Annotated in this window: 24 protein-coding genes; 16 read left to right on the forward strand and 8 right to left on the reverse strand. The window is 41.7% G+C overall.

Going from position 1 to position 19,754, the window contains the following annotated elements; genetic code table 11:
• Window positions 1-177 precede the first annotated feature (177 nt).
• The 5 genes from SST111_RS10630 (at window position 178) to SST111_RS12595 (ending at window position 5,107) form a co-directional block, all read left to right on the forward strand.
• Complete coding sequence (locus SST111_RS10630; RefSeq protein WP_024418546.1) at window positions 178-1,722, forward strand: peptide chain release factor 3; 1,545 nt, start codon at window positions 178-180, stop codon at window positions 1,720-1,722.
• Window positions 1,723-2,098: 376 nt separating this feature from the next.
• Window positions 2,099-3,694, forward strand: a complete 1,596-nt coding sequence (locus SST111_RS10635; protein WP_180274062.1) for an ATP-binding cassette domain-containing protein — start codon at window positions 2,099-2,101, stop codon at window positions 3,692-3,694.
• Window positions 3,695-3,761: 67 nt separating this feature from the next.
• On the forward strand, window positions 3,762-4,145 hold the full coding sequence (locus SST111_RS10640) for a PH domain-containing protein (protein WP_004298882.1): 384 nt from the start codon (window positions 3,762-3,764) through the stop codon (window positions 4,143-4,145).
• A gap of 115 nt (window positions 4,146-4,260) precedes the next feature.
• A complete protein-coding gene (locus SST111_RS12590; protein WP_024378845.1) occupies window positions 4,261-4,587 on the forward strand; it encodes an IS630 transposase-related protein in 327 nt (108 codons plus the stop codon).
• Window positions 4,588-4,606: 19 nt separating this feature from the next.
• Window positions 4,607-5,107, forward strand: coding sequence for a transposase (locus SST111_RS12595; protein ID WP_099811273.1), 501 nt, complete (start codon window positions 4,607-4,609; stop codon window positions 5,105-5,107).
• 649 nt (window positions 5,108-5,756) lie between these two features.
• Here the strand turns inward: SST111_RS12595 and SST111_RS10660 are convergent.
• Window positions 5,757-6,815 carry a phosphatidylinositol-specific phospholipase C gene (locus SST111_RS10660; protein WP_004298887.1) on the reverse strand — a complete coding sequence of 353 codons (1,059 nt, stop codon included), beginning with the start codon at window positions 6,813-6,815 and terminating at the stop codon, window positions 5,757-5,759.
• A gap of 985 nt (window positions 6,816-7,800) precedes the next feature.
• On the opposite strand from SST111_RS10660, the gene SST111_RS10670 reads away from it, so the two are divergent.
• From SST111_RS10670 to SST111_RS10705, 9 genes are all read left to right on the forward strand, one after another.
• On the forward strand, window positions 7,801-9,372 hold the full coding sequence (locus tag SST111_RS10670) for a DEAD/DEAH box helicase (RefSeq protein WP_029180091.1): 1,572 nt from the start codon (window positions 7,801-7,803) through the stop codon (window positions 9,370-9,372).
• A 143-nt stretch (window positions 9,373-9,515) separates the two neighbouring features.
• Window positions 9,516-9,794: an autorepressor SdpR family transcription factor gene (locus SST111_RS10675; RefSeq protein ID WP_002936205.1), complete on the forward strand. Its 279-nt coding sequence runs from the start codon at window positions 9,516-9,518 to the stop codon at window positions 9,792-9,794.
• Window positions 9,781-10,380: a DUF1648 domain-containing protein gene (locus SST111_RS10680; RefSeq protein ID WP_099811275.1), complete on the forward strand. Its 600-nt coding sequence runs from the start codon at window positions 9,781-9,783 to the stop codon at window positions 10,378-10,380. Before SST111_RS10675 ends, SST111_RS10680 begins: the two co-directional genes overlap by 14 nt.
• A 112-nt stretch (window positions 10,381-10,492) precedes the next feature.
• Complete coding sequence (locus SST111_RS10685) at window positions 10,493-10,900, forward strand: GNAT family N-acetyltransferase (protein WP_099811277.1); 408 nt, start codon at window positions 10,493-10,495, stop codon at window positions 10,898-10,900.
• Window positions 10,901-11,022: 122 nt separating this feature from the next.
• On the forward strand, window positions 11,023-11,634 hold the full coding sequence (locus SST111_RS10690) for an FMN-dependent NADH-azoreductase (RefSeq protein ID WP_099811280.1): 612 nt from the start codon (window positions 11,023-11,025) through the stop codon (window positions 11,632-11,634).
• Between the two features lie 138 nt (window positions 11,635-11,772).
• Window positions 11,773-12,039: a TetR/AcrR family transcriptional regulator gene (locus SST111_RS12490; protein WP_257211898.1), complete on the forward strand. Its 267-nt coding sequence runs from the start codon at window positions 11,773-11,775 to the stop codon at window positions 12,037-12,039.
• Window positions 11,973-12,320: a hypothetical protein gene (locus SST111_RS12495; RefSeq protein ID WP_257211899.1), complete on the forward strand. Its 348-nt coding sequence runs from the start codon at window positions 11,973-11,975 to the stop codon at window positions 12,318-12,320. The genes SST111_RS12490 and SST111_RS12495 overlap by 67 nt, the downstream gene beginning before the upstream one ends.
• A 24-nt stretch (window positions 12,321-12,344) precedes the next feature.
• On the forward strand, window positions 12,345-12,857 hold the full coding sequence (locus SST111_RS10700) for an HdeD family acid-resistance protein (protein WP_099811282.1): 513 nt from the start codon (window positions 12,345-12,347) through the stop codon (window positions 12,855-12,857).
• Between the two features lie 39 nt (window positions 12,858-12,896).
• Entirely contained in the window at window positions 12,897-14,093 is a 1,197-nt protein-coding gene (locus SST111_RS10705; protein WP_099811284.1) for a chloride channel protein, read from the forward strand.
• 14 nt (window positions 14,094-14,107) lie between these two features.
• Here SST111_RS10705 and SST111_RS10710 read toward each other — a convergent pair whose 3' ends face one another.
• From SST111_RS10710 to SST111_RS10735, 6 genes are all read right to left on the reverse strand, one after another.
• Window positions 14,108-14,476: a potassium channel family protein gene (locus tag SST111_RS10710; protein WP_099811286.1), complete on the reverse strand. Its 369-nt coding sequence runs from the start codon at window positions 14,474-14,476 to the stop codon at window positions 14,108-14,110.
• Window positions 14,466-14,735 (reverse strand): GIY-YIG nuclease family protein, encoded by a 270-nt coding sequence (locus SST111_RS10715; RefSeq protein WP_099811288.1) that lies wholly within the window; start codon window positions 14,733-14,735, stop codon window positions 14,466-14,468. Before SST111_RS10715 ends, SST111_RS10710 begins: the two co-directional genes overlap by 11 nt.
• Window positions 14,725-15,474, reverse strand: coding sequence for a tRNA1(Val) (adenine(37)-N6)-methyltransferase (locus SST111_RS10720; RefSeq protein WP_053864693.1), 750 nt, complete (start codon window positions 15,472-15,474; stop codon window positions 14,725-14,727). Before SST111_RS10720 ends, SST111_RS10715 begins: the two co-directional genes overlap by 11 nt.
• Window positions 15,475-15,552: 78 nt before the next feature.
• Entirely contained in the window at window positions 15,553-15,804 is a 252-nt protein-coding gene (locus tag SST111_RS10725) for a hypothetical protein (RefSeq protein ID WP_099811291.1), read from the reverse strand.
• Window positions 15,805-15,813: 9 nt separating this feature from the next.
• The gene (locus SST111_RS10730) at window positions 15,814-16,068 is read right to left on the reverse strand and encodes a hypothetical protein (protein ID WP_099811293.1); all 255 of its coding nucleotides are present in this window, start codon (window positions 16,066-16,068) and stop codon (window positions 15,814-15,816) included.
• Window positions 16,069-16,081: 13 nt separating this feature from the next.
• A complete protein-coding gene (locus tag SST111_RS10735; protein ID WP_029187755.1) occupies window positions 16,082-16,348 on the reverse strand; it encodes a hypothetical protein in 267 nt (88 codons plus the stop codon).
• Between the two features lie 202 nt (window positions 16,349-16,550).
• Here SST111_RS10735 and SST111_RS10740 point away from each other — a divergent pair, with 202 nt between their 5' ends.
• Both SST111_RS10740 and SST111_RS10745 read left to right on the forward strand, forming a co-directional pair.
• Window positions 16,551-17,642 carry a cystathionine gamma-synthase gene (locus tag SST111_RS10740; RefSeq protein WP_099811295.1) on the forward strand — a complete coding sequence of 364 codons (1,092 nt, stop codon included), beginning with the start codon at window positions 16,551-16,553 and terminating at the stop codon, window positions 17,640-17,642.
• Between the two features lies 1 nt (window position 17,643).
• Complete coding sequence (locus tag SST111_RS10745) at window positions 17,644-18,804, forward strand: MalY/PatB family protein (protein WP_099811297.1); 1,161 nt, start codon at window positions 17,644-17,646, stop codon at window positions 18,802-18,804.
• Window positions 18,805-18,835: 31 nt separating this feature from the next.
• Here SST111_RS10745 and SST111_RS10750 read toward each other — a convergent pair whose 3' ends face one another.
• The gene (locus SST111_RS10750; RefSeq protein WP_099811299.1) at window positions 18,836-19,675 is read right to left on the reverse strand and encodes an AraC family transcriptional regulator; all 840 of its coding nucleotides are present in this window, start codon (window positions 19,673-19,675) and stop codon (window positions 18,836-18,838) included.
• Window positions 19,676-19,754 lie beyond the last annotated feature (79 nt).

Here is a 19,754-nt window from a genome sequence, read left to right on the forward strand (position 1 = left end):
GACTTTACCAGCGTTTGAAAAATCCATGCGAATCCGTTATAATAAAAGAGTTGCACGGCAGCTCTTTTGTTTTTAAGCTGCACTAGCAAAGGATGAGGATTAAACCAATGTAAGCTGAAGTAAATCAGAGGCTAGCTCTGCTATGAACCCAAATACAGAAAAAGAAAAGGAAATAGTATGTCACTACAAGAAGAAATCAAGAAACGCCGCACCTTTGCGATCATCTCTCACCCGGACGCGGGGAAGACCACTATTACTGAGCAGTTGCTCTACTTTGGTGGCGAAATTCGTGAGGCAGGTACGGTCAAGGGGAAAAAGACTGGTAACTTTGCCAAGTCTGACTGGATGGATATCGAGAAGCAGCGTGGTATCTCTGTTACCTCGTCTGTTATGCAGTTTGACTACGCGGGCAAGCGGGTCAATATCCTGGATACACCAGGGCACGAGGACTTCTCTGAGGATACCTATCGGACCTTGATGGCGGTGGATGCGGCTGTCATGGTGGTGGACTCTGCCAAGGGTATCGAGGCCCAGACCAAAAAGCTCTTTGAGGTTGTTAAGCATCGCAACATTCCAGTTTTTACTTTTATCAACAAGTTGGACCGTGATGGCCGTGAGCCACTTGATTTGCTGCAAGAGTTGGAAGAAGTCTTGGGCATTGCTAGCTACCCGATGAACTGGCCGATCGGTATGGGGAAATCCTTTGAGGGACTCTATGACCTCCATAACAAACGCTTGGAACTCTACCGTGGTGACGAGCGGTTTGCAAGTCTGGATGAGGGTGATAAGCTATTTGGTTCTAACCCCTTTTATGCACAAGTTCTGGATGATATTGAACTTCTGGCAGAGGCTGGCAATGAATTTTCAGAGCAGGCGATTCTGGACGGCGATTTGACACCTGTTTTCTTCGGCTCAGCCCTGACAAACTTTGGGGTGCAGACCTTCCTGGATACCTTCTTGGAGTTTGCTCCAGAGCCACACGGTCACAAGACGACGACTGGTGACGTGATTGACCCGCTCAATAAAGATTTTTCAGGCTTTGTTTTCAAAATCCAAGCCAACATGGACCCTCGTCACCGCGACCGCATTGCCTTTGTCCGTGTGGTTTCGGGCGAATTTGAACGCGGTATGGCGGTCAACCTGCCTCGTACAGGTAAGGGAGCCAAGTTGTCCAACGTGACCCAGTTCATGGCCGAGTCCCGTGAGAATGTGGAAAATGCAGTAGCGGGGGACATTATCGGTGTTTACGATACAGGGACTTATCAGGTAGGAGATACTTTGACCGTAGGCAAGAACAAGTTTGAATTCGAACCGCTACCAACCTTTACCCCTGAAATTTTCATGAAAGTGTCTGCTAAAAACGTCATGAAACAAAAATCCTTCCATAAGGGAATTGAGCAACTGGTCCAAGAAGGTGCAATCCAGCTCTACAAGAACTACCAGACGGGCGAGTATATGCTGGGGGCAGTTGGTCAGCTCCAGTTTGAAGTTTTCAAACACCGCATGGAAGGCGAGTACAATGCCGAAGTAGTCATGACTCCAATGGGTAAAAAGACAGTCCGTTGGATTAAGCCAGAAGACCTGGATGAACGCATGTCATCAAGCCGCAACATCCTAGCCAAAGACCGCTTTGACCAACCCGTTTTCCTCTTTGAAAACGACTTCGCCCTCCGCTGGTTTGCGGACAAGTATCCGGATGTGGCGTTAGAAGAGAAGATGTAGCAAACATCTGGGAGATGTTTGCTATCGGGAGATGGGAACTGACGGTAGTCAGATTACAGCTGTTCAGCTTTGAAAATCAAGTTAAAACTTCGTTAAGTCGCTTCGATGAACCTTAAGTTCAATCTTCAGCTCCTTGCCTAGTTTTATTCTTGATTTTCTTTGCGTATTAAAGTCAGTATTCAGCTTCGAAAATCAAGCTAAAACTTCGTTAAGTTGCTTCGATGAACCTCAAGTTCAATCTTCGACTAATTCAATCCAATACCAATAAGAAGTCAGGCAAGTCCTGGCTTTTTTTAATTTTGTTATCATTGCAAAAAAAGTATTATTATAATATACTATAGTTATATAAATGGAAATGGATTGGAGGTCTTATCCCATGTTTTACTACCTTAGAAAGTGTAAGTCGGAGGTGCTAGCCTATGTCTTGGTAGCTCTTGTCTATGCTCTGATTTTGGCAGCAACAGGTTTTGTCTATGCTAGGGTTTCAGAGGCGGCTCTGTCCGGTGACCAAAAGGCATTTGTGACCAGTTCACTCATAGCGGTGGGCTTTTTCATCTGCGATACCTACTTTGACTACCTGCCTCGTTATCTCAAGGCCAAGTTAGTCAATCGTATCATGGAAAGGACTCGCAATCAGCTGGTGGCTGTCTACGCAGCTGGCGATGATTCAGGAAGTGATGACAAAAAGAGTGCTGACAAGATTCACATTTTGGTCAACCACTTGGATGTCTTGGAAAATGGTTATCTAACACCGCTCTTGTCCATGTTGACCAGTCTTCTTGTCTTTACCTTTTCACTAATTGGTGCCCTTTATTTGCAAGGGACCATGACGCTGATTATGCTGGCTTTGTGCTTCATTCCTTTCCTAGCACCCCTGATCAATAATCGTATCCTTGCTCATGCCACTCAGGATAGTCAGTCGGAGAAGAATGCCTACCTCAAGCTCTTTAGTGAGTTTGTTCATTCTCTGACCTTTATCCGAATCAGTACCATTACTCCGATTTTTGAGGAGAAACTCCAAGCATCCAGTCAGGAATATGCTAGGCGAGCCAGTCATTTTTCTAAAAAACAATCTCAGACCTACGCCGTGTCCTACGGTTTGAGTAGTGTGGTTTATTCGGGTTCCTGGATTATTGGTGGTATCTTTGTCTTTCAAGGCCTGCTGAACATTTCAGACTTGATTGCTATGACCACACTAATGGGAACGGTTGCTGGTCCCATTCAAACCATGTCAGGACTGATTACAGAGTATCTTGCTAGTCGGACGGTTGTGGAGGAGTTGACAGGTCTCTTAAATAGGAAGGAAGAAGGTCAAGCTGCCAAGCCAGTTTTGAAGGAATCCATTACGAGCCTTGCTCTGGAAGGGATTGATTGTCGCTATCAGGACCATCTGATTGTGGAGAATTTTTCTTATCTTTTTCACGCCAATAAAAAATATGCTATCTTGGGCAAGAGCGGGAGTGGGAAGACGACCTTGCTCCGCCTCTTGCTGGGGATTCAGAAGCCAGAAGCTGGAAGAGTCCTGGTCAACCAGAGGAATCTGGCGGACCTAGAACAGACCTCGTTTTTTGGAAAAATCTATTATCTTCCTCAAAAAACGGCTATTTTCTCAGCTAGTATTGGGGAAAATCTGAGCCTGTTTGGTCCCTTGGATCAGAGAAAGGCTCTGACTTGCTTGAGCAGGGTTGGTCTGCTAGACTGGTTTGAACGACAGGAAAATGGTTTCGCTACCCTGCTATCCTCTGCCCAGCAATTATCGGGAGGGGAGGAGCGGCGGTTTGATATAGCTAGAGCCCTCTATCGTGATGCGGAAGTCTTGTTATTTGATGAGCCAACGACGGGCTTAGATACTAGAAATGAAAGTTTAATTGCGGAAACCTTGTCCAAGATTGAGGATAAGTTGGTCATCGTCGTCACCCATTCGCAGAATGAAGAATTTCTAGGCTTGTTTGACGAGAGGCTTGTATTATAGGCTGGTTTTTACTTTGTTTCCTGTAAGTTTTTCGGTAAAATATGGAAAAGTAAAAAAGGAGTAACACATGGGTTTGTTTTCAGGTTTGATGGGCAATGCCTCACAGATGAATAATGACAAGGTAGAGCAGGAGCTAGGGAATATTTTATTGGCTAATGAACAAGTAGAGATGGCCTTTAGTTTGGTCCGCGACCTGATTGTCTTTACCGAGTATCGCTTGATTTTAGTGGATAAGCAAGGGATTTCTGGTAAGAAGGTAGCCTATAAGTCTATTCCTTACCAGTCCATTTCACGTTTTACGGTCGAAACTTCTGGTCATTTTGATTTAGATGCTGAGCTCAAGATTTGGATTTCTTCTGCGGCAGAGCCTGCTGAAACCCTCCAATTCAAGAGTGACAAGAGTGTTATTGCTATCCAAAAAGCTCTGGCTGCGGCTGTTTTGGGAAAATAAATTGTTAGAAAGAATGTTGGAATCTTATCCAGCATTCTTTTTTTATCTAGCAAATGCGATAGCTTGCCAGATATAGTTATTTAGTTTTTTATTTAATATATAATAAAATAGACTTATGACTTACGGAATTGATTTTAGAAAACGCGTTATTGCCTATGTCCAATCAGGACACACAAAAAAGGAAACCTGTGACCTATTTGGTATTGGAACCGATACCTTGTACCGTTGGGAGACACAGCTGAAAAATGAAGGACATCTGAATCGTAAACCACGAGCTCGTAGTCCTCGCAAACTTCCGCTTGACCGCTTGGAAGCCTATGTCAAGGAACATCCAGATGCTTTCTTAAGGGAAATTGCAGAGCATTTTGACTGTAGTATTCCCTCAGTTTGGGCAGCCTTAAAAAAACTGAACATCACTTTAAAAAAAGACCACAACCTATAAAGAACAAGATAGCGAAAAAGTGAGACGCTATCTTGATGTTTTAGCCTGCTTTCCAAACACCCCTATTGTTTACATTGATGAGACTGGCATTGATACTTATCTTTATCGTCACAAAGCTAGAGCACCTCGAGGGGAGAAAGTATACGACAAGGTAAGTGGACGCAGATTCGAAAGAATTTCGATAGTAGCTGGTCAAACTGGTTCTAAAATTATAGCCCCCTTGCTTTATCATGGAACGATGACAGCGGAATTGTTTATCAAGTGGTATCAGGAGCAGCTATTGCCATCCTTGACAGAGCCCCATGTCATCATTATGGATAATGCAGCTTTTCATCCCAAGAAACAACTAGATGAGCTTGCAGTGGCTAAGGGACACTATTTTCTTCCGCTTCCACCTTATTCCCCGGAACTTAACCCAATTGAACGATTCTGGGCTGGGTTGAAAAGAAAAGTGGCTGAGTTATTGAGGAGATTTCAATCGGTTGAGTATTGTTTGGAATGCTATTTTAAAGCTAAATAATTATATTTTAGTTTACTTTTAGTACTAGCTCCAACTATCTGGGAGAGTGAAACAGTTCGGGGAACTGTTTCAGCCCGATCCTAGATACAAAAAAGCGAGAAAAAAGATGCTGGAAATAGGGCGAACCGCATTCGCCTCAAAAGCTGTAGGCAGCTTGTACAGTCTAGCAGACTGTACAAGGCTGGAAATGAGACTTGCGAAAGCAAGTCACTTACGCAAAGTACGGCAAAGCGAGTTAACGAAGTAATTAAAGATAGACTAAATGTCTATAACAGCCTAATGATGCATTTTTTTATTGTTGCTCTCAATGTTTCACTGTGCTATCCTTAGTTCACAACTCCTATAGAATTTTTCATGTCACAATCAATCACTTTTATTTTTCGTGAAAGAAGTAATTTTTTGTTATTGATGATATAGTCTGCTTATCGAAAATTTAGTGGTTGACTATTTTTGACTTGAAACGACAATTAAGATATAAAAAACGAGGAGTCCCCCGTTGGGAATTTCCTCGCTAGTCAGTTGAATATTTTTATGTTGATGGTAAAAGGAATTGGAAGGTTAGGGTGAGAATTAGGTATGTATTGTACGAGATGTTATTTATAGAACAGTATTTTAGCTTAAATACTAAACATGCAAAAATATAGAACGATTAACGGTAATTGCATTGTATAACTTCATTGATAAGACGTTCACCGGGGAAATCTGAAATGATGATTCCTGGTCTACGAATTTGATTGTTTCGTAGATAGTCCGCAACAAGAGTATTGGTTCCTTCAAAGGAAATTGTTGCAAATACACCGAGACGTGCTGTGCGTGGGAAGTCAGGGTAGCGATGCCTAAAACCGGGTTCCGTCAATCCAGTAGAGAGTCGGGAAGCATCAGTTGCTGGACGAACATGTCCACTTGCTACAAAATAAGGGAAAGAACCACCAGAACCACTGAGATAATTCATGAAAATAAAATCAATGCTAGATGTATTTGCCTGATTGATATGGTTCTTTATAGCTTCCCATTTTTTATATAAATCCCAATTTGTATTGAGATGGTATTGATCTTGAGTAATAACAAAACGATAATTTATTCCGTGTTCGATAGACAAGACATCAGGTAAAAGCACAATCTGGCCACGAATTTCGCCTAGTGTAGGATTGTATCCGTTTGACGAAGTCATAGGATTCCAGAAAAGAGAGGAATATCGTTGATAATAGGACTCAAAAAGGGTAAACATTTCAGGATCAGAGGCATGAGTATGCTCTTGTTTAATCCGCATTAAGATGGTTTCACTTGGATAACTTATCAAGTAATTTTGAATAGTTGTAAGAACCTCTTCAAATTGGTAGCCCAAGGCGATTGAGCCATGGTAGAGAGCAAAGTGATCTCCCATATATGCGAGACGAATATCTAAATATCGGATTCCAGACTCCAATTGTTGCTGCAAATTCATTGTTTGCGTACGGACAATATCACGAAAAGGAAGATGGTTACTGTGAGCCATGCTATCATGAGTTCCCGGAATGGCAAGCTCTCCTAGAAAACGATTATCAGGAATTGTGGACATCCAGTCTGTATATTGTTCAATATGCGGTGTGGTCACTTGTTCTTCATACCAAAAGGCGCGGTCATAATGAGCGTGGGTAGAAGTAGGGAAGAGCAAAAAAAGACCTAGACAAGCGGTCAGGGCAAAGGATATCTTCTTTTTTGTATTCATATCTATACCTCCTCGTATGTTAATCCTCAATCAGCGCTTGGATAACATAATATAATTAGTGAAATGGTTGGTAATATAATTATAGTAAAAAAACGTTGTTAGTTTCCATCGTGGTTTTTTGATATTGGGACACCAGCGATTAGCTGTGAGAAGTCATCACCTTAATTATATCATAGGGTAAAAATAAAAGCGAAGAGGATAGTCACTAGTCTTGAGAAAGATAGCATTTGTTTACGAAAGCTATTGTTTTGAGTTACCTTTACCTTTATTATTTATATGTCTGAATACAATACCGCATTGGTTGTTCAAACTATGATTCAAATAGTCTTAATTTCTCACTTTCTCACCTTCAAATATTTTTAAGTTTTTTTTGAAAACGTATTATTTTTATTTTCAAGGCAAAAGCCAACCTTTATGCTTAGAATGTGTTATACTAGTTAAGTTACAAGTCTGATACTGGTTAGTTCGCTGCCAGTGGAAATAATTGTTACAAAAAAAGTTAGATAAGGTAGCTTCGCACTGCCTTGTAAAAGAAAGGAAATGCGTTAGGAAACTGGTTCGGGAAGAGTATTCGAACCCGTGCTAAAAACTTCGTGAAAAAGATAGGGAGTGGGACAGAACTAGAAAGCGATAGAGTTCGTCAACAATTTCTCGTTGCAAGTTGTTGAGCTGAAACAGTCTATTCCCAGACTGTTTCACTCCCACCCCCGCATAGCTCCAACTGTCTGGGAGACAGTTGGAGTTGGAGATGAAGCGAACTTTGTTCGCATCAGTCGTAGAGGTCAGATTTGGAGTATGTAATACGAATTGCTGAGATTTGCTTCGCAAATCTTATCTCCAACCTTTAACAGTCTCCCAGACTGTTAAAGCCAATCAACCACTGCGCTGAGATGTTGACCTATAATAAGAATAGTGCTGTTATTCTTTTTCCACTGCGTCAGTCTCCTATTTTCACCTTGTTTTCTTAACGCACTTGGTATCATAATTGAAATTTACTGAATTAAACTTATCCGAAGACATTTTGCTTGCCGTTGAGAAGGTTGGTTTTGAAACGCCGTCACCAATCCAAGAGCAGACCATTCCGCTTGCTTTGGAAGGCAAAGATGTGATTGGTCAGGCCCAGACAGGTACAGGAAAAACTGCAGCTTTCGGTCTGCCAACTCTCAACAAGATTGATACAAACAATCAAGCAATTCAAGCCTTGATTATTGCTCCAACGCGTGAGTTGGCGGTGCAAAGTCAAGAAGAACTCTTCAAATTTGGTCGTGAAAAGGGTGTGAAAGTCCGCTCTGTTTACGGTGGTTCTAGCATTGAAAAACAAATCAAGGCCCTACGTTCAGGTGCCCACATTGTTGTTGGTACACCAGGGCGTTTGTTGGATCTAATCAAACGCAAGGCCCTCAAACTTGACGGTGTTGAGACTCTGATTCTTGATGAAGCTGATGAGATGCTCAATATGGGCTTCTTGGACGATATTGAAGCAATCATCGAACGTGTGCCAGAAAGTCGTCAGACTCTTCTATTTTCTGCGACCATGCCTGAGCCAATCAAGCGTATCGGTGTCAAGTTCATGAAAGAGCCTGAGCACGTTAAGATTGCGGCTAAGGAATTGACCAACGTCAACGTGGATCAATACTATATCCGTGTCAAAGAACATGAGAAATTCGACACCATGACACGCCTTATGGACGTTGACCAGCCAGAATTGTCTATCGTCTTCGGTCGTACTAAGCGCCGTGTTGATGAATTGACTCGTGGTTTGAAACTGCGTGGTTTCCGTGCAGAAGGTATCCACGGAGATTTGGACCAGAACAAGCGCCTCCGTGTCATCCGTGATTTTAAAAATGACCAGATTGATGTCCTTGTTGCGACGGACGTAGCGGCGCGTGGTTTGGATATCTCAGGTGTGACACATGTCTATAACTACGATATTCCACAGGATCCAGAAAGCTATGTTCACCGTATCGGTCGTACAGGTCGTGCTGGCCAGTCTGGTCAGTCTATTACCTTCGTGTCGCCAAACGAGATGGGCTACTTGGCAATCATCGAAGATTTGACTAAGAAGCGTATGAAGGGACTCAAGCCTGCGACTGCTGAAGAGGCTTTTGAAGCTAAGAAAAAAGTTGCTCTGAAAAAGATTGAGCGTGACTTCGCAGACGAGACCATTCGTGGAAACTTTGATAAGTTTAAGAAAGATGCAATCAAGCTGGCGACTGAATTTACGCCTGAAGAGCTTGCTCTCTACGTACTTAGTCTGACCGTACAGGATCCAGATAGTTTGCCAGAAGTGGAAATCGCACGTGAAAAACCACTGCCATTCAAGTTTGCACCTGGTCAAGCCAAGGGCAAGGGTGGCCGTGGTGGTCGCGACCGTGATCGTGGTGGTCGTCGTGATGGTGACCGCAACCGAGACCGTGGAGGACGCCGTGGTGACCGCAATCGTCGTGATGACAAGTTCAAACGTGACAACCGCCGTCAGGATAACAAAAAACCACACCAACGCACCTCAAGCGAAAAGAAAACAGGCTTTGTTATCCGCAATAAAGGGGAGAGATAAGCCTTATTTGACAGACCATAAAGAGTGGTCTGTTTTTTTGAAATCTATTTAGAAAATAATCGAAATAGTTCTTGACAAATAATAAAAACATAGTATAATTCTATTTAGAAATATTTCTAAATAGATGGACAAGGAGGCTTATTATGGGATTGTCCGAAACCTTGAAGGCAATTTCTGCTCCTATTCGTAGGCAAATTCTAGATAGTCTTAAGTCGGGGCCGAAGTCTGCTGGGGAAATTGTAGAACAATTTCAATTAACAGGAGCAACAGTTTCTCATCATTTATCCACTTTGAAAAAAGCTGGATTAATTTTGGAGGAAAAGCAGAAAAATTTTATTTATTATCGTCTAAACTATACGGTCTTTGAAGAAGTCTTGGTTTGGATTGCAAGTTTTGGAGGGCAACAAGATGAAGAAAATTGATATAAAAACCTTATTAGCAACTTCTAGTATATTCCTATTAATAGCTGTATTGACGCTTTGTTACTATAAAGCATTGCCAGATACCATGGTGACACATTTTGGCGTAAATGGTGAGCCAAATGGCTCTATGGCCAAGTATATGATGATTTTGACACCGCTACTATTCTTTTGTGTTCACCTATTCATTTGTGTACTTTATGATGTGAAAGGGATAGGGAAAACACCAGTCATTCGAGTGGTCAAATGGTTTTTTCCGTTGCTGGTTCTAATCATTCAAGTTGCTTTGCTTAGGTCTAACTTGGGAGGAGAACTGGATTATCGGAGGCTTGTCATTGGACTGCTGGCTGTCTATTATATGGTGATAGGAAATTATTTACCCAAAGAGGAATTGGATAGCAAGATCAACGAAATAGAACGAAAGGGAAGAAAGCAGTCAGGCTATCTCTTCATTATTGGTGGGTTATTGCTGCTAGTTAGTCTATTAGGCTCACCAACCCTATCTATCCTTGTGCTGATTTTGTTTGGTACATCTGTCATAACCTTGAGTCTCTATTATTTTTATCGTCGTTACAAAACCGCTTCATAATTGGAGCGGTTTTTGTTATACTAGAAGTAGCAAAACAGGAGGTACGACCATGGGCATTTTGACAATGGATAAAGCCTTTGTATTCTAAAATAACAATACAAAGGAGAAAGACATGATTACTTACAAACAAAATCCTCAACTTGACTTTCAAGCTGTTTTAGACCTCTATGCTTCTGTGGACTGGACAGGATATACCAGCCGTCCAGAAATGCTAGAGAAGGCCTTGGAACATAGCCTACTGGTTCTCGCTGCCTTTGACAGTGACCGTCTAGTGGGTCTCTTGCGAGCAGTTGGTGACGGGCATTCAATCGTTTTTATTCAGGACATCTTGGTCCTGCCACCCTATCAGCGACAAGGGATTGGGCGTCATCTTTTGGAGCAGGCCGTTACCCACTTTCCGGGTATTTATCAGCTTCATCTCTTGACGGACAATACTGAGAAAACACGGTCTTTTTATGAGGAACTTGGCTTTACAGCTGTTGAAAGCTTGGACTGTGTTGCTTATACTTATTTAAAATAAGGAACAATTTAGAAAGGGAGAGGCTGGGAGACCAGCCTTTTGCTTCGAGCAAATGATTTGAATTATAAATCAAAAATAGTATAATACAACTATCAATAACTAGTGATAAAAGGAGCAAAACAATGGCAAGTCTATTAATCGTAAAAGCCCACCCACTTGATGCACAAAAGTCCTACGCCTTGCGAGCCTTGGAAGAGTTTCAAACTCGTTACGCCAGTTTGCACCCAGAAGATCAGATAGAAGTAGTGGATGTCTTTGAGGACCAGATTCCAGCCTTGGACAAATCCTTGTTAGAGGCTATGGGAGCTGCGAAAAAAGGCGAAGCTATCAGCACTGAGCAAGCAGAGCAATTGGATCGTTACAATGCCTTGACCCAACAATTTCTGGCGGCAGATAAGATTGTCGTGGTCAATCCCCTTTGGAACCTCAATGTGCCAAGTCAGTTGGTATCTTGGGTCAATACCATCAATGTAGCAGGCCAGACCTTTAAATATGGTCCAGAAGGCTCTATCGGCTTGGTCAAGGACAAAAAGCTCCTGCACATCCAGTCCAATGGTGGTGTTTATGCGGGTCAAGATCCAGCTGCCCAGTACATCAAGTCTATCTTTGAATTTTTAGGCTTTGAAGACATTTATCAGGTCTTTATCGAAGGACAATCTGCCGATCCAAGTCAGGCTCAGGCTATTTTTGAAGAGGCAATGGTGAAAATTGATACAATTTTGGAAGTATTTTAAGATTTGGAATTTCCAAGTCTTTTTTTGTAAGATTTAGTTGACGTTGTAGACTGAGTGGTCTATAATTAAAATCGGAGGGAAGACCATGAGAAAAGAAGAAAAACAAGACTTCGCAGAGAAATCATCATTGCAGCAGCCTTGAGGGAATTTGCTTCACAAGGCTATAAAGGATTTGTCATTAATGAAGTCTGTAAAGTGGATGGCATCTCTAAGGGAGTTTTGTACCATAATTTCTCAGGGAAAGCTGACCTCTATCTGGCATGTGTTCAGGAGAGTTTTGAAAAATCCTTGGCCATCTTTAGGGGGGAGATGGTCAAGTGCCTACTCTGGCTGCTTATATGGAAAGACGACACCGATTTTATCGGGACTTTCCAGAGCATAGTCACATTTTCTTTGAGGCCTTAATTGCGACGCCGGAGGAATTGGTGGCAGAGATTGCGCCTCAAAAAGCGATTTTTCTTGACTTAAATGAACAGGTTTGTCAAAAATTACTATCAGAATCCAAACTAAAAGACCATATTGATGAAAAACGGGCTATGGCCTATTTACGCTTGATGCAGGACATGTTTCGTTCTTACTATCTTACCGTTTCGTCAGATAGCAGTTTGACTGATTTGGTATCGGGCTACGAAAATCAGTTGTCACAGGTTTTGGATATGATGGTGTATGGAATCATTGAGGACTAGGTCCTCAAAAAGGGGGAGACAGAAATGTTAAAAAATTGGAAATGGTTGTTATTGCTTGCAGGTATCTTTTCTGTATTTGCTGGGTTTCAAATGATGGTGAATCCAGCGATTAGTCTTGCTTCAATGACCTTTTTATTCGCACTTGTATTTGCAGTTCAGGGGATTTCTGAGATTGTGAATTATTTTAAAACAGAAGAAAAACATGGTTGGAATTTGTTTGGCGGGATTGTAACGCTTATCTTGGCCCTTGCCTTGTTCTCAGGTAGCTTTATCGAACTGGTGACCTTTGTGCCATTCATTATTTCATTCTGGGCATTGACCAACGGAATTACTAAAACAATTGTTGGTTTGAAAGTCCGTAAGGCAGATAAGTCAGTTGGCACACCACTTGTATGGTTGGGAATTTTGGGAATCATTGCAGGTTTGATCATGATGGCCCACCCATTGATGACAGGATTCTTGATCAGCTACACCATTGCCTTTGTCTTTATTTATCAAGGGATTGTGGCGATTGTTCAATTCTTCAAAATAAAATAATAAAAAGAGGCGATACTACCTTTTTCTTGTAGGTAGAGTATGGTAGGAAAAAAAGAAATTCACCTGACCGTCATTGGTTTGGTTTATAGTAGTGTCATTGCCTTGGTTTCGTATGGTTTTATCATGGCTGAAAAGGTTTTTAGTCACTTTTTATGGGAAAGTCTGCCCCATCAGTTTCATTTTGGAACAGTCTATTCGATTCTGATCTTACTTCTGTTAACCTGTTTGGTCATTCTTCTAAAAAATAAGTGGGGGAATTTGCCTAAGACCAGTCATGATTTGCTTCATGAATTGGGTCATGAAGGTACAGTGGCTTATCAGAATACCTGGCGTAATTTAGTTTTGGCACTGGTCATTTTGGTTTCGGGTGCAGGTGTTGGTCCAGAAGCACCTCTTCTTGGAGCAGTAATTGCCTATTCCATCTGGCAGGCGGATAAGTTACGTTATCTGGAAGCCAACTGGGAGCAGGTGAGTGGGCAGGGAATAGGGATGTGGATAAATTATCTCTTTCATCCTAGCTCTTACCTTTTGCCTTATCCGAACAGTCAAAAGCAGACGAGTAAAACATTACGGAATTTATTGATTGTAAATGGCTTGTTTGTCTTTTGGCTCATGATGCGATTGACAGAACAACCGTCATTTGTCACGAAGTTGGGTGAAACAAGTTGGGCTCTGACGGATTTTCTGTTCTTCTTGCCACTTTGTTTGTATGGGTATGCAATAGGCAAGGGCTATTCTTGGTTGAAACCTTTTATTCGTGCAAGTTTAGACAGGTTAAACCTTTCCTTATCTATCAAGATTAGCCTCGGAGCCTTAAGCATTTTCCTAGTGACCATACTTGCCCCAAACTTGTTATTCTCAGGTCAACACAGTTTGCATACAATTGTGGAAGTGGGAATGGAAACACCTATTCTCACACTCATCATCCTATCTTTTGCCAAATTGATGTTCCTAGACTTTTGTTTATGGACAGGATGGACTGGTGGAGATATTTTTCCGGTAACCGTTGCTGCCTTTTTGCAAGGATTTGCGGTGGCACAACTTTTTCCACAAGCAGACAGTTTGTTTGTCGTTTTGGTGGTGAGTTTGTCTATGGCCATCGCTCTTCTCGAAAAGGAATGGCTGGCAGGTATATTTATCAGTCTTTTCTTTCCAATACAGCTCCTACCAGTTTCCTTGCTAGTGATTGGTTTGACAATCGTAGGCAGAAAAATTCGGCTAGGTCATCAAAAATAAGAAAAAACTGGTTCCTAAGAGCCAGTTTTTTGCTTGTCCTGTTCGATTGCTGAAGAATAATGCTTGCTGACCTCGGTATAGTAGCTGACGACTAATCCAGACAGGCTCCCCAAAAAGAGAATGCCGTAAATAGCTAAGATAATGCTGGTAATCCGTCCAAAAGCAGTGGTGACCAGCATATCTCCATAGCCAACAGTCGTCGCCGTCACAAAGCTGTACCATAAACTATCACCGTAGCTGGTAAAATCAGGCTCCAACCAGAGCAGCAAACCAGCTGCTAGAAAGATAAAGCTGAAAAAGGAAGTGAGAAAAGTGGCAAAACTAGTCACTCTCAAAATATGCCAAATGATGCGAAGGCGGTGGATATGTTTTTTATTTTGCATTTTCTTGTTTTCTTTCTGCGATGTAGTCTAATTTACTCTGCCGACTGCGTTTCTTAAACAAAGCCTCGGCAGACATGGCTTCCTGCTTACTAGCAAAGGCTTCTTGATAGAGCAAGCTGACAGGTAAGCGTCCGCGGGTGTACTTGGCCCCTTTCCCACGATTATGGGTAGCAAGCCGCTTCTCCACATCAGTCGTATAACCAGTATACAGACTCCCGTCGGCACATTCCAAGACATACAAGTAGGCCTTATTTTCCATAATAAATCTCACGAATGGCAGGAGTGTAGTCGCCGTTTTCCTCATGGACAACCAGAGGTGGCAGGATGTGCAGACCGTCCACCGAGCCGTCCTTGATAGCCTCAATCAGCAACATATTGGCCTCCTTGCTGGCCTTGGGATAGACAAACTGGATGCGTTTGGGAGCTAACTTGTAGGTTCTCAGCGTGTCCAAAATATCTAAAAATCGATCGGGTCTGTGAACCATGGCCAAGCGACCATTGGATTTGAGTACCTGTTGGGCCACCTGACAAATGCTGTCTAGGTTGGTTGCAATCTCGTGTCTGGCTAGAAGATAATGCTCGCTTTCATTGAGGTTTGACTCTTTATCCACCTTGAAGTAGGGAGGATTGCAGAGCATCAAATCAACCTTGGACCGCAAATCATACTGTGGCAGATTAGCCAAGTCGTCATTGATGACCGAAAGCTGTTCCTCCAGACCGTTGAGGGCAATGGAGCGGCGATTCATATCCGCCAAGCGTTCCTGTAATTCAACCTGAATAATCTGGGCCTTGGTGCGTGTGGAGGCGAAGAGACCCACTGCCCCATTTCCACTACAAAGGTCAACAATCAGCCCCTTCTGAGCAGGCATTTTTGGAAAACGCGAGAGCAGGACACTGTCAATCGAGTAGCTAAAAACCTCCCGATTTTGAATAATCTGAACATCAGTTGAGAAGAGCTGGTCAATTCGCTCACCGTCTAGTAAATCAATTTTTTGCATAGGTTTATTATACCATCTTTGAATGAAAATCACTGTTTATTTTGAATGAAAAGAGAGCGAATACTTCGCCCTCAATCCTTAAACAAAAAATTCTACCCAAGCCCCAACAAGCAAGAAAGCGATGCAGAGATAGATTTGCCAATTTGCTTTTAAGGTCCATTCTTTAGACCAAAAGGCACTGCGGGCTGTACCGACAGAAGCAAAAAGCAAGAGCCCAAGCCAGAGGGTAGGCCCCTTGTCCAACCATTCTCCAATGCTACCAAGCAACAACAATATCATCAAATAAAAGTTAAAACTCCGATAAAATTCTTTATTAAATTCTTTAAACATATAAAATCCTCACAGTACAAAGAAGGAAATGATTGTCCAAGCGACAATAAAACTAATCGTTAGATAAATTTGCCATGTTTTTTTAATCCAGCTACGTGACTTAAAGAAAGCTAGATAACCAGCATAAAGTCCGACTCCAAGCTTGAGAAAATGGATAAACCAAAACGGTCCATTTACAGCAGCAGAAATCACTTGTAGGATACAGGCAAGAGACAAGTAAAATTCCCAGGTCCGATAGAATGCCTTATTGAATTTTTTAGACATAGTAAGCTCCTTTCTATTTACCCAAAATGAATTTCAGATAGATAATCACCACAATCAATCCGATATAGAAGATGTAGCCCATGCGAGTGAGTTCTTTTTCTTCCTTGAAGAAAAAGGTTCGAATGGCATTGATAAAAATAATCAGACAGGCTAATAGGCTATACCAAGTTGGAGTTGGAGAGTTCTCCCTAAAGAAATCTGGCAGTAAAAAACAAGACCAAAAAACTAGAGAATAGAAGGCGCTATAACGATAGAAATGCTTGTTAAACTGGAATTTCATATTCACTCACCTCTTTTTCTTTTATTATATCAAATAAATTATAGGTTTAAAAGTATTTATCGGTAAATCCAGTATGGTTATTGTTATAAAGAAAAACTATAACAAGGCTTGCTATTTTTCTATAAGCATTTTTTGAGGTTTTTCACACCAAATCTCCTATTTCATGCTAGACTATATTGTAAGTTAGATTGGAGTAGATGTTATGACAGATTATAAGATTGATACGATATTAGCTCGAACAGGGATTAACAATGATGAGAAAACAGGGGCCTTGATTTCCCCTATCCACCTTTCGACTACTTACCAGCATCCAGAATTTGGTCAATCAACAGGTTATGACTACACGAGAACAAAAAATCCGACACGTGCCAGTCTAGAGACGACTTTGGCAGCTATTGAAAAGGCCGACTATGCCCTAGCAACGAGCTCGGGAATGGCTGCTCTGGTCTTACTTTTTAATGGTTTTCCTGTAGGGAGTCAAGTGGTAGCGGCGCGTGATTTGTACGGTGGTTCCTTCCGCTGGTTCAATGAGCAAGAGAGTATCGGTAGATTTCAATTTACCTATGCAAACACCGAGGAGGAGCTGATTGCAGCCATTACCGAAGAGACAGACTATGTTTATCTGGAGACACCGACTAACCCACTCATGGTGGAGTTTGACATCGCTAAGGTTTCGGCTATCGCCCATGCCAAAGGTGCTAAGGTTATTGTCGATAACACTTTTTACAGCCCTATTTATCAAACTCCACTTGTTCTAGGAGCGGATGTTGTCCTACATTCAGCAACCAAGTACCTATCTGGGCATAATGATGTATTAGCTGGCGCTTTGATGACCAATGATCAAGACCTATATGATAAGCTCTTTTATGACCAAAATACATCGGGTCCAACCCTATCTCCACTGGATTCTTACTTACTCATGCGTGGACTCAAAACCCTCTCGCTTCGAATGGAGCGGGCGACACAAAATGCTCAGAAAATTATTGCCTATTTGGAGAAGAGTCCAGCAGTCAAGCAAGTTTACTATACAGGAAAAGGTGGGATGATTTCGGTTAAGGTGGTAGATGAAAGTCGGATTCCCCATATTCTCAACACCCTGAAAGTCTTTACCTTTGCTGAAAGTCTGGGTGGAGTAGAGAGTCTGATTACCTATCCAGCCACTCAGACCCACGCAGACATTCCAGCTGAAACCCGTCATTCTTACGGTTTGACAGATGATTTGCTTCGTCTGTCTATTGGTATAGAGAATGCGGAAGACTTGATTGCAGATTTGAAAACAGCCTTGGAGGGATAATATGACCCAGTATAATTTTATAGATAGTCCGAATCGTCTATCCCAGCATGCGGAAAAATGGAAAAAAGTGGAGGCTGATCCTGAACTCTTACCTTTATGGATTGCAGATATGGACTTTGAGCCTCTACCAGAAATTCGCCAAGTTATCCGTGACTACGCAGATCATCATGTTTTTGGTTATCCTTATGCTAGTGACAGCCTCTATCAGTCTATTATTGACTGGGAAGATAGACAGCATGGCTATAAGATTGAAAGAGAGTCCATCCTGCTCATCGAAGGTGTTGTTCCTGCCTTAACTGTGGCTATTCAATCTTTGACAGAAGAAGGGGATGCAGTCCTCATTAATACGCCAGTCTACCCACCCTTTGCACGGACTGTCAAATTAAACAATCGACAGCTTGTTACTAATTCACTTGTAGAAGTGGATGGTGTTTTTAGGATTGATTTTGACCAGCTTGAAAAGGACATTGTAGAGAACCAAGTGAAACTCTATATTTTCTGTAATCCACACAATCCAGGTGGTAGGGTTTGGAGCAAGGAAGAACTCTTAGCTATTGGTCGTCTCTGTCAGAAACATGGTGTTATCCTTGTCTCAGATGAAATTCATCAAGATTTGGCTTTATATGGTCACAAACATGATACCTTTAATACGGTGGATGAAAATTTCAAAGATTTTTCAATTGTCTTATCATCTGCAACTAAAACATTTAACATTGCTGGTACAAAAAATAGCTTTGCAATCATTGAAAATCCAAGCATTCGCAAGACATTCGCTAAGCGTCAATTGATAAATAATCAGCACGAGATTCCAACGATTGGCTTGTTAACCACAGAAGCTGCTTTCACTTATGGAGATGAGTGGTTGAAGGAGTTGAAGGTTATTTTGGAGAGAAATATAGACTTTGTTGAGGAGTATTTGGCAACCCATACAAGGATCAAGGTCATGAAGCCCCAGGGAACCTACCTCATCTGGCTTGATTTTTCTGCTTATGAGTTAGAGCATGCGGAGCTCTTTGATATTCTTCATTGTAAAGCGAAGTTGATTTTGAATGATGGTTTGACCTTTGGTAAGGAAGGTAAGCATCATGCGCGTCTGAATGTAGCAGCTCCATTTGATGTCATTGAAGAAGCCTGTCAGCGACTTGGTAAGGTTTTTGGATAAAGAAATAAGGGCTAGGTGTGACTAAACTCACCTAATCCTTATTTTTTTGTGCATTTCTAAAATCTGTTGGGCTCATATGGAAATAATTTTTGAAGGCCGCACTGAAGGTGAGAGGGTCTTGGTATCCGACAGAATAGGCGATTTCAGTGATACTCCGAGAAGCATCTTCTAATAGTTGACAAGAACGATTCATTTTTACTTGTAAAATATAATCTTTGATAGAATAGCCAGTTTCCTGCTTAAAAATTTTATAGAGATAGCTTCGGCTTAAAGCTAGAAAATCTGCTATTTCAGAAACTTTAATTGGATGGGCATAGTGGTTATGAATCATCTTGATGGCTTGCTGAACATAGTGCTTGGTTTGTGTTTCAGGCTTAATTAATGTTTCACTGGGAAATTCCTCGATGAGTGCTGCTAAGAGTTGGTTGAGGTAGCCAATTAAGACCAATTCTGTGATAGAGGGGATGGGATGCATCTGAACATGGTTAATCTGATGCATGTAGCCTAGAATTGGTGACTCTAGATTGGAGTGGAGGTAGTAGTTTTCTAGCAGTTGACTTTGATTAAGTAGGTCTTTTGCTCGTGAACCACTAAAACCAACCCAAATATAAGTCCAAGGTTCATTTTCATCAGCTTGGTAAAAAATGGAAACATCCTTTGGAAGAATAAACAAATCGCCTGCAGCAAGATAGCTTGTTTTTCCGTCAACAAGAATTTTTCCTCTTCCTTTTGTAATAAAATGCAGGACAAAATTATCACGGATAGTAGGACCGAAGGAATAGCCCTTGTCACATTGTTCGGCACCGTAATGGTCTACATTTAGGTCAAAATTATGACTATCCAATTCATTATAGATATTTAGAATATTCATTTCAATCCTCCTCGTAAAATAAGTTTATGGGGATTTTTCAATCCCAAATTTTTAATGAGTGTAATAATGTTAACTTGAC

Source organism: Streptococcus suis YS161, from assembly GCF_002760245.1.
Taxonomy (GTDB): Bacteria; Bacillota; Bacilli; order Lactobacillales; family Streptococcaceae; genus Streptococcus; species Streptococcus suis_I.

What these genes read in the sequence shown, in the direction of transcription:
- SST111_RS10630 (WP_024418546.1), top strand. Translation starts at nt 178, where the DNA reads ATGTCACTACAAGAAGAAATCAAGAAACGCCGCACCTTTGCGATCATC.
- SST111_RS10635 (WP_180274062.1), top strand. Translation starts at nt 2,099, where the DNA reads ATGTTTTACTACCTTAGAAAGTGTAAGTCGGAGGTGCTAGCCTATGTC.
- SST111_RS10640 (WP_004298882.1), top strand. Translation starts at nt 3,762, where the DNA reads ATGGGTTTGTTTTCAGGTTTGATGGGCAATGCCTCACAGATGAATAAT.
- SST111_RS12590 (WP_024378845.1), top strand. Translation starts at nt 4,261, where the DNA reads ATGACTTACGGAATTGATTTTAGAAAACGCGTTATTGCCTATGTCCAA.
- SST111_RS10660 (WP_004298887.1), bottom strand. Translation starts at nt 6,815, where the DNA reads ATGAATACAAAAAAGAAGATATCCTTTGCCCTGACCGCTTGTCTAGGT.
- SST111_RS10675 (WP_002936205.1), top strand. Translation starts at nt 9,516, where the DNA reads ATGGGATTGTCCGAAACCTTGAAGGCAATTTCTGCTCCTATTCGTAGG.
- SST111_RS10680 (WP_099811275.1), top strand. Translation starts at nt 9,781, where the DNA reads ATGAAGAAAATTGATATAAAAACCTTATTAGCAACTTCTAGTATATTC.
- SST111_RS10685 (WP_099811277.1), top strand. Translation starts at nt 10,493, where the DNA reads ATGATTACTTACAAACAAAATCCTCAACTTGACTTTCAAGCTGTTTTA.
- SST111_RS10690 (WP_099811280.1), top strand. Translation starts at nt 11,023, where the DNA reads ATGGCAAGTCTATTAATCGTAAAAGCCCACCCACTTGATGCACAAAAG.
- SST111_RS12495 (WP_257211899.1), top strand. Translation starts at nt 11,973, where the DNA reads ATGGAAAGACGACACCGATTTTATCGGGACTTTCCAGAGCATAGTCAC.
- SST111_RS10700 (WP_099811282.1), top strand. Translation starts at nt 12,345, where the DNA reads ATGTTAAAAAATTGGAAATGGTTGTTATTGCTTGCAGGTATCTTTTCT.
- SST111_RS10705 (WP_099811284.1), top strand. Translation starts at nt 12,897, where the DNA reads ATGGTAGGAAAAAAAGAAATTCACCTGACCGTCATTGGTTTGGTTTAT.
- SST111_RS10710 (WP_099811286.1), bottom strand. Translation starts at nt 14,476, where the DNA reads ATGCAAAATAAAAAACATATCCACCGCCTTCGCATCATTTGGCATATT.
- SST111_RS10715 (WP_099811288.1), bottom strand. Translation starts at nt 14,735, where the DNA reads ATGGAAAATAAGGCCTACTTGTATGTCTTGGAATGTGCCGACGGGAGT.
- SST111_RS10720 (WP_053864693.1), bottom strand. Translation starts at nt 15,474, where the DNA reads ATGCAAAAAATTGATTTACTAGACGGTGAGCGAATTGACCAGCTCTTC.
- SST111_RS10725 (WP_099811291.1), bottom strand. Translation starts at nt 15,804, where the DNA reads ATGTTTAAAGAATTTAATAAAGAATTTTATCGGAGTTTTAACTTTTAT.
- SST111_RS10730 (WP_099811293.1), bottom strand. Translation starts at nt 16,068, where the DNA reads ATGTCTAAAAAATTCAATAAGGCATTCTATCGGACCTGGGAATTTTAC.
- SST111_RS10735 (WP_029187755.1), bottom strand. Translation starts at nt 16,348, where the DNA reads ATGAAATTCCAGTTTAACAAGCATTTCTATCGTTATAGCGCCTTCTAT.
- SST111_RS10740 (WP_099811295.1), top strand. Translation starts at nt 16,551, where the DNA reads ATGACAGATTATAAGATTGATACGATATTAGCTCGAACAGGGATTAAC.
- SST111_RS10745 (WP_099811297.1), top strand. Translation starts at nt 17,644, where the DNA reads ATGACCCAGTATAATTTTATAGATAGTCCGAATCGTCTATCCCAGCAT.
- SST111_RS10750 (WP_099811299.1), bottom strand. Translation starts at nt 19,675, where the DNA reads ATGAATATTCTAAATATCTATAATGAATTGGATAGTCATAATTTTGAC.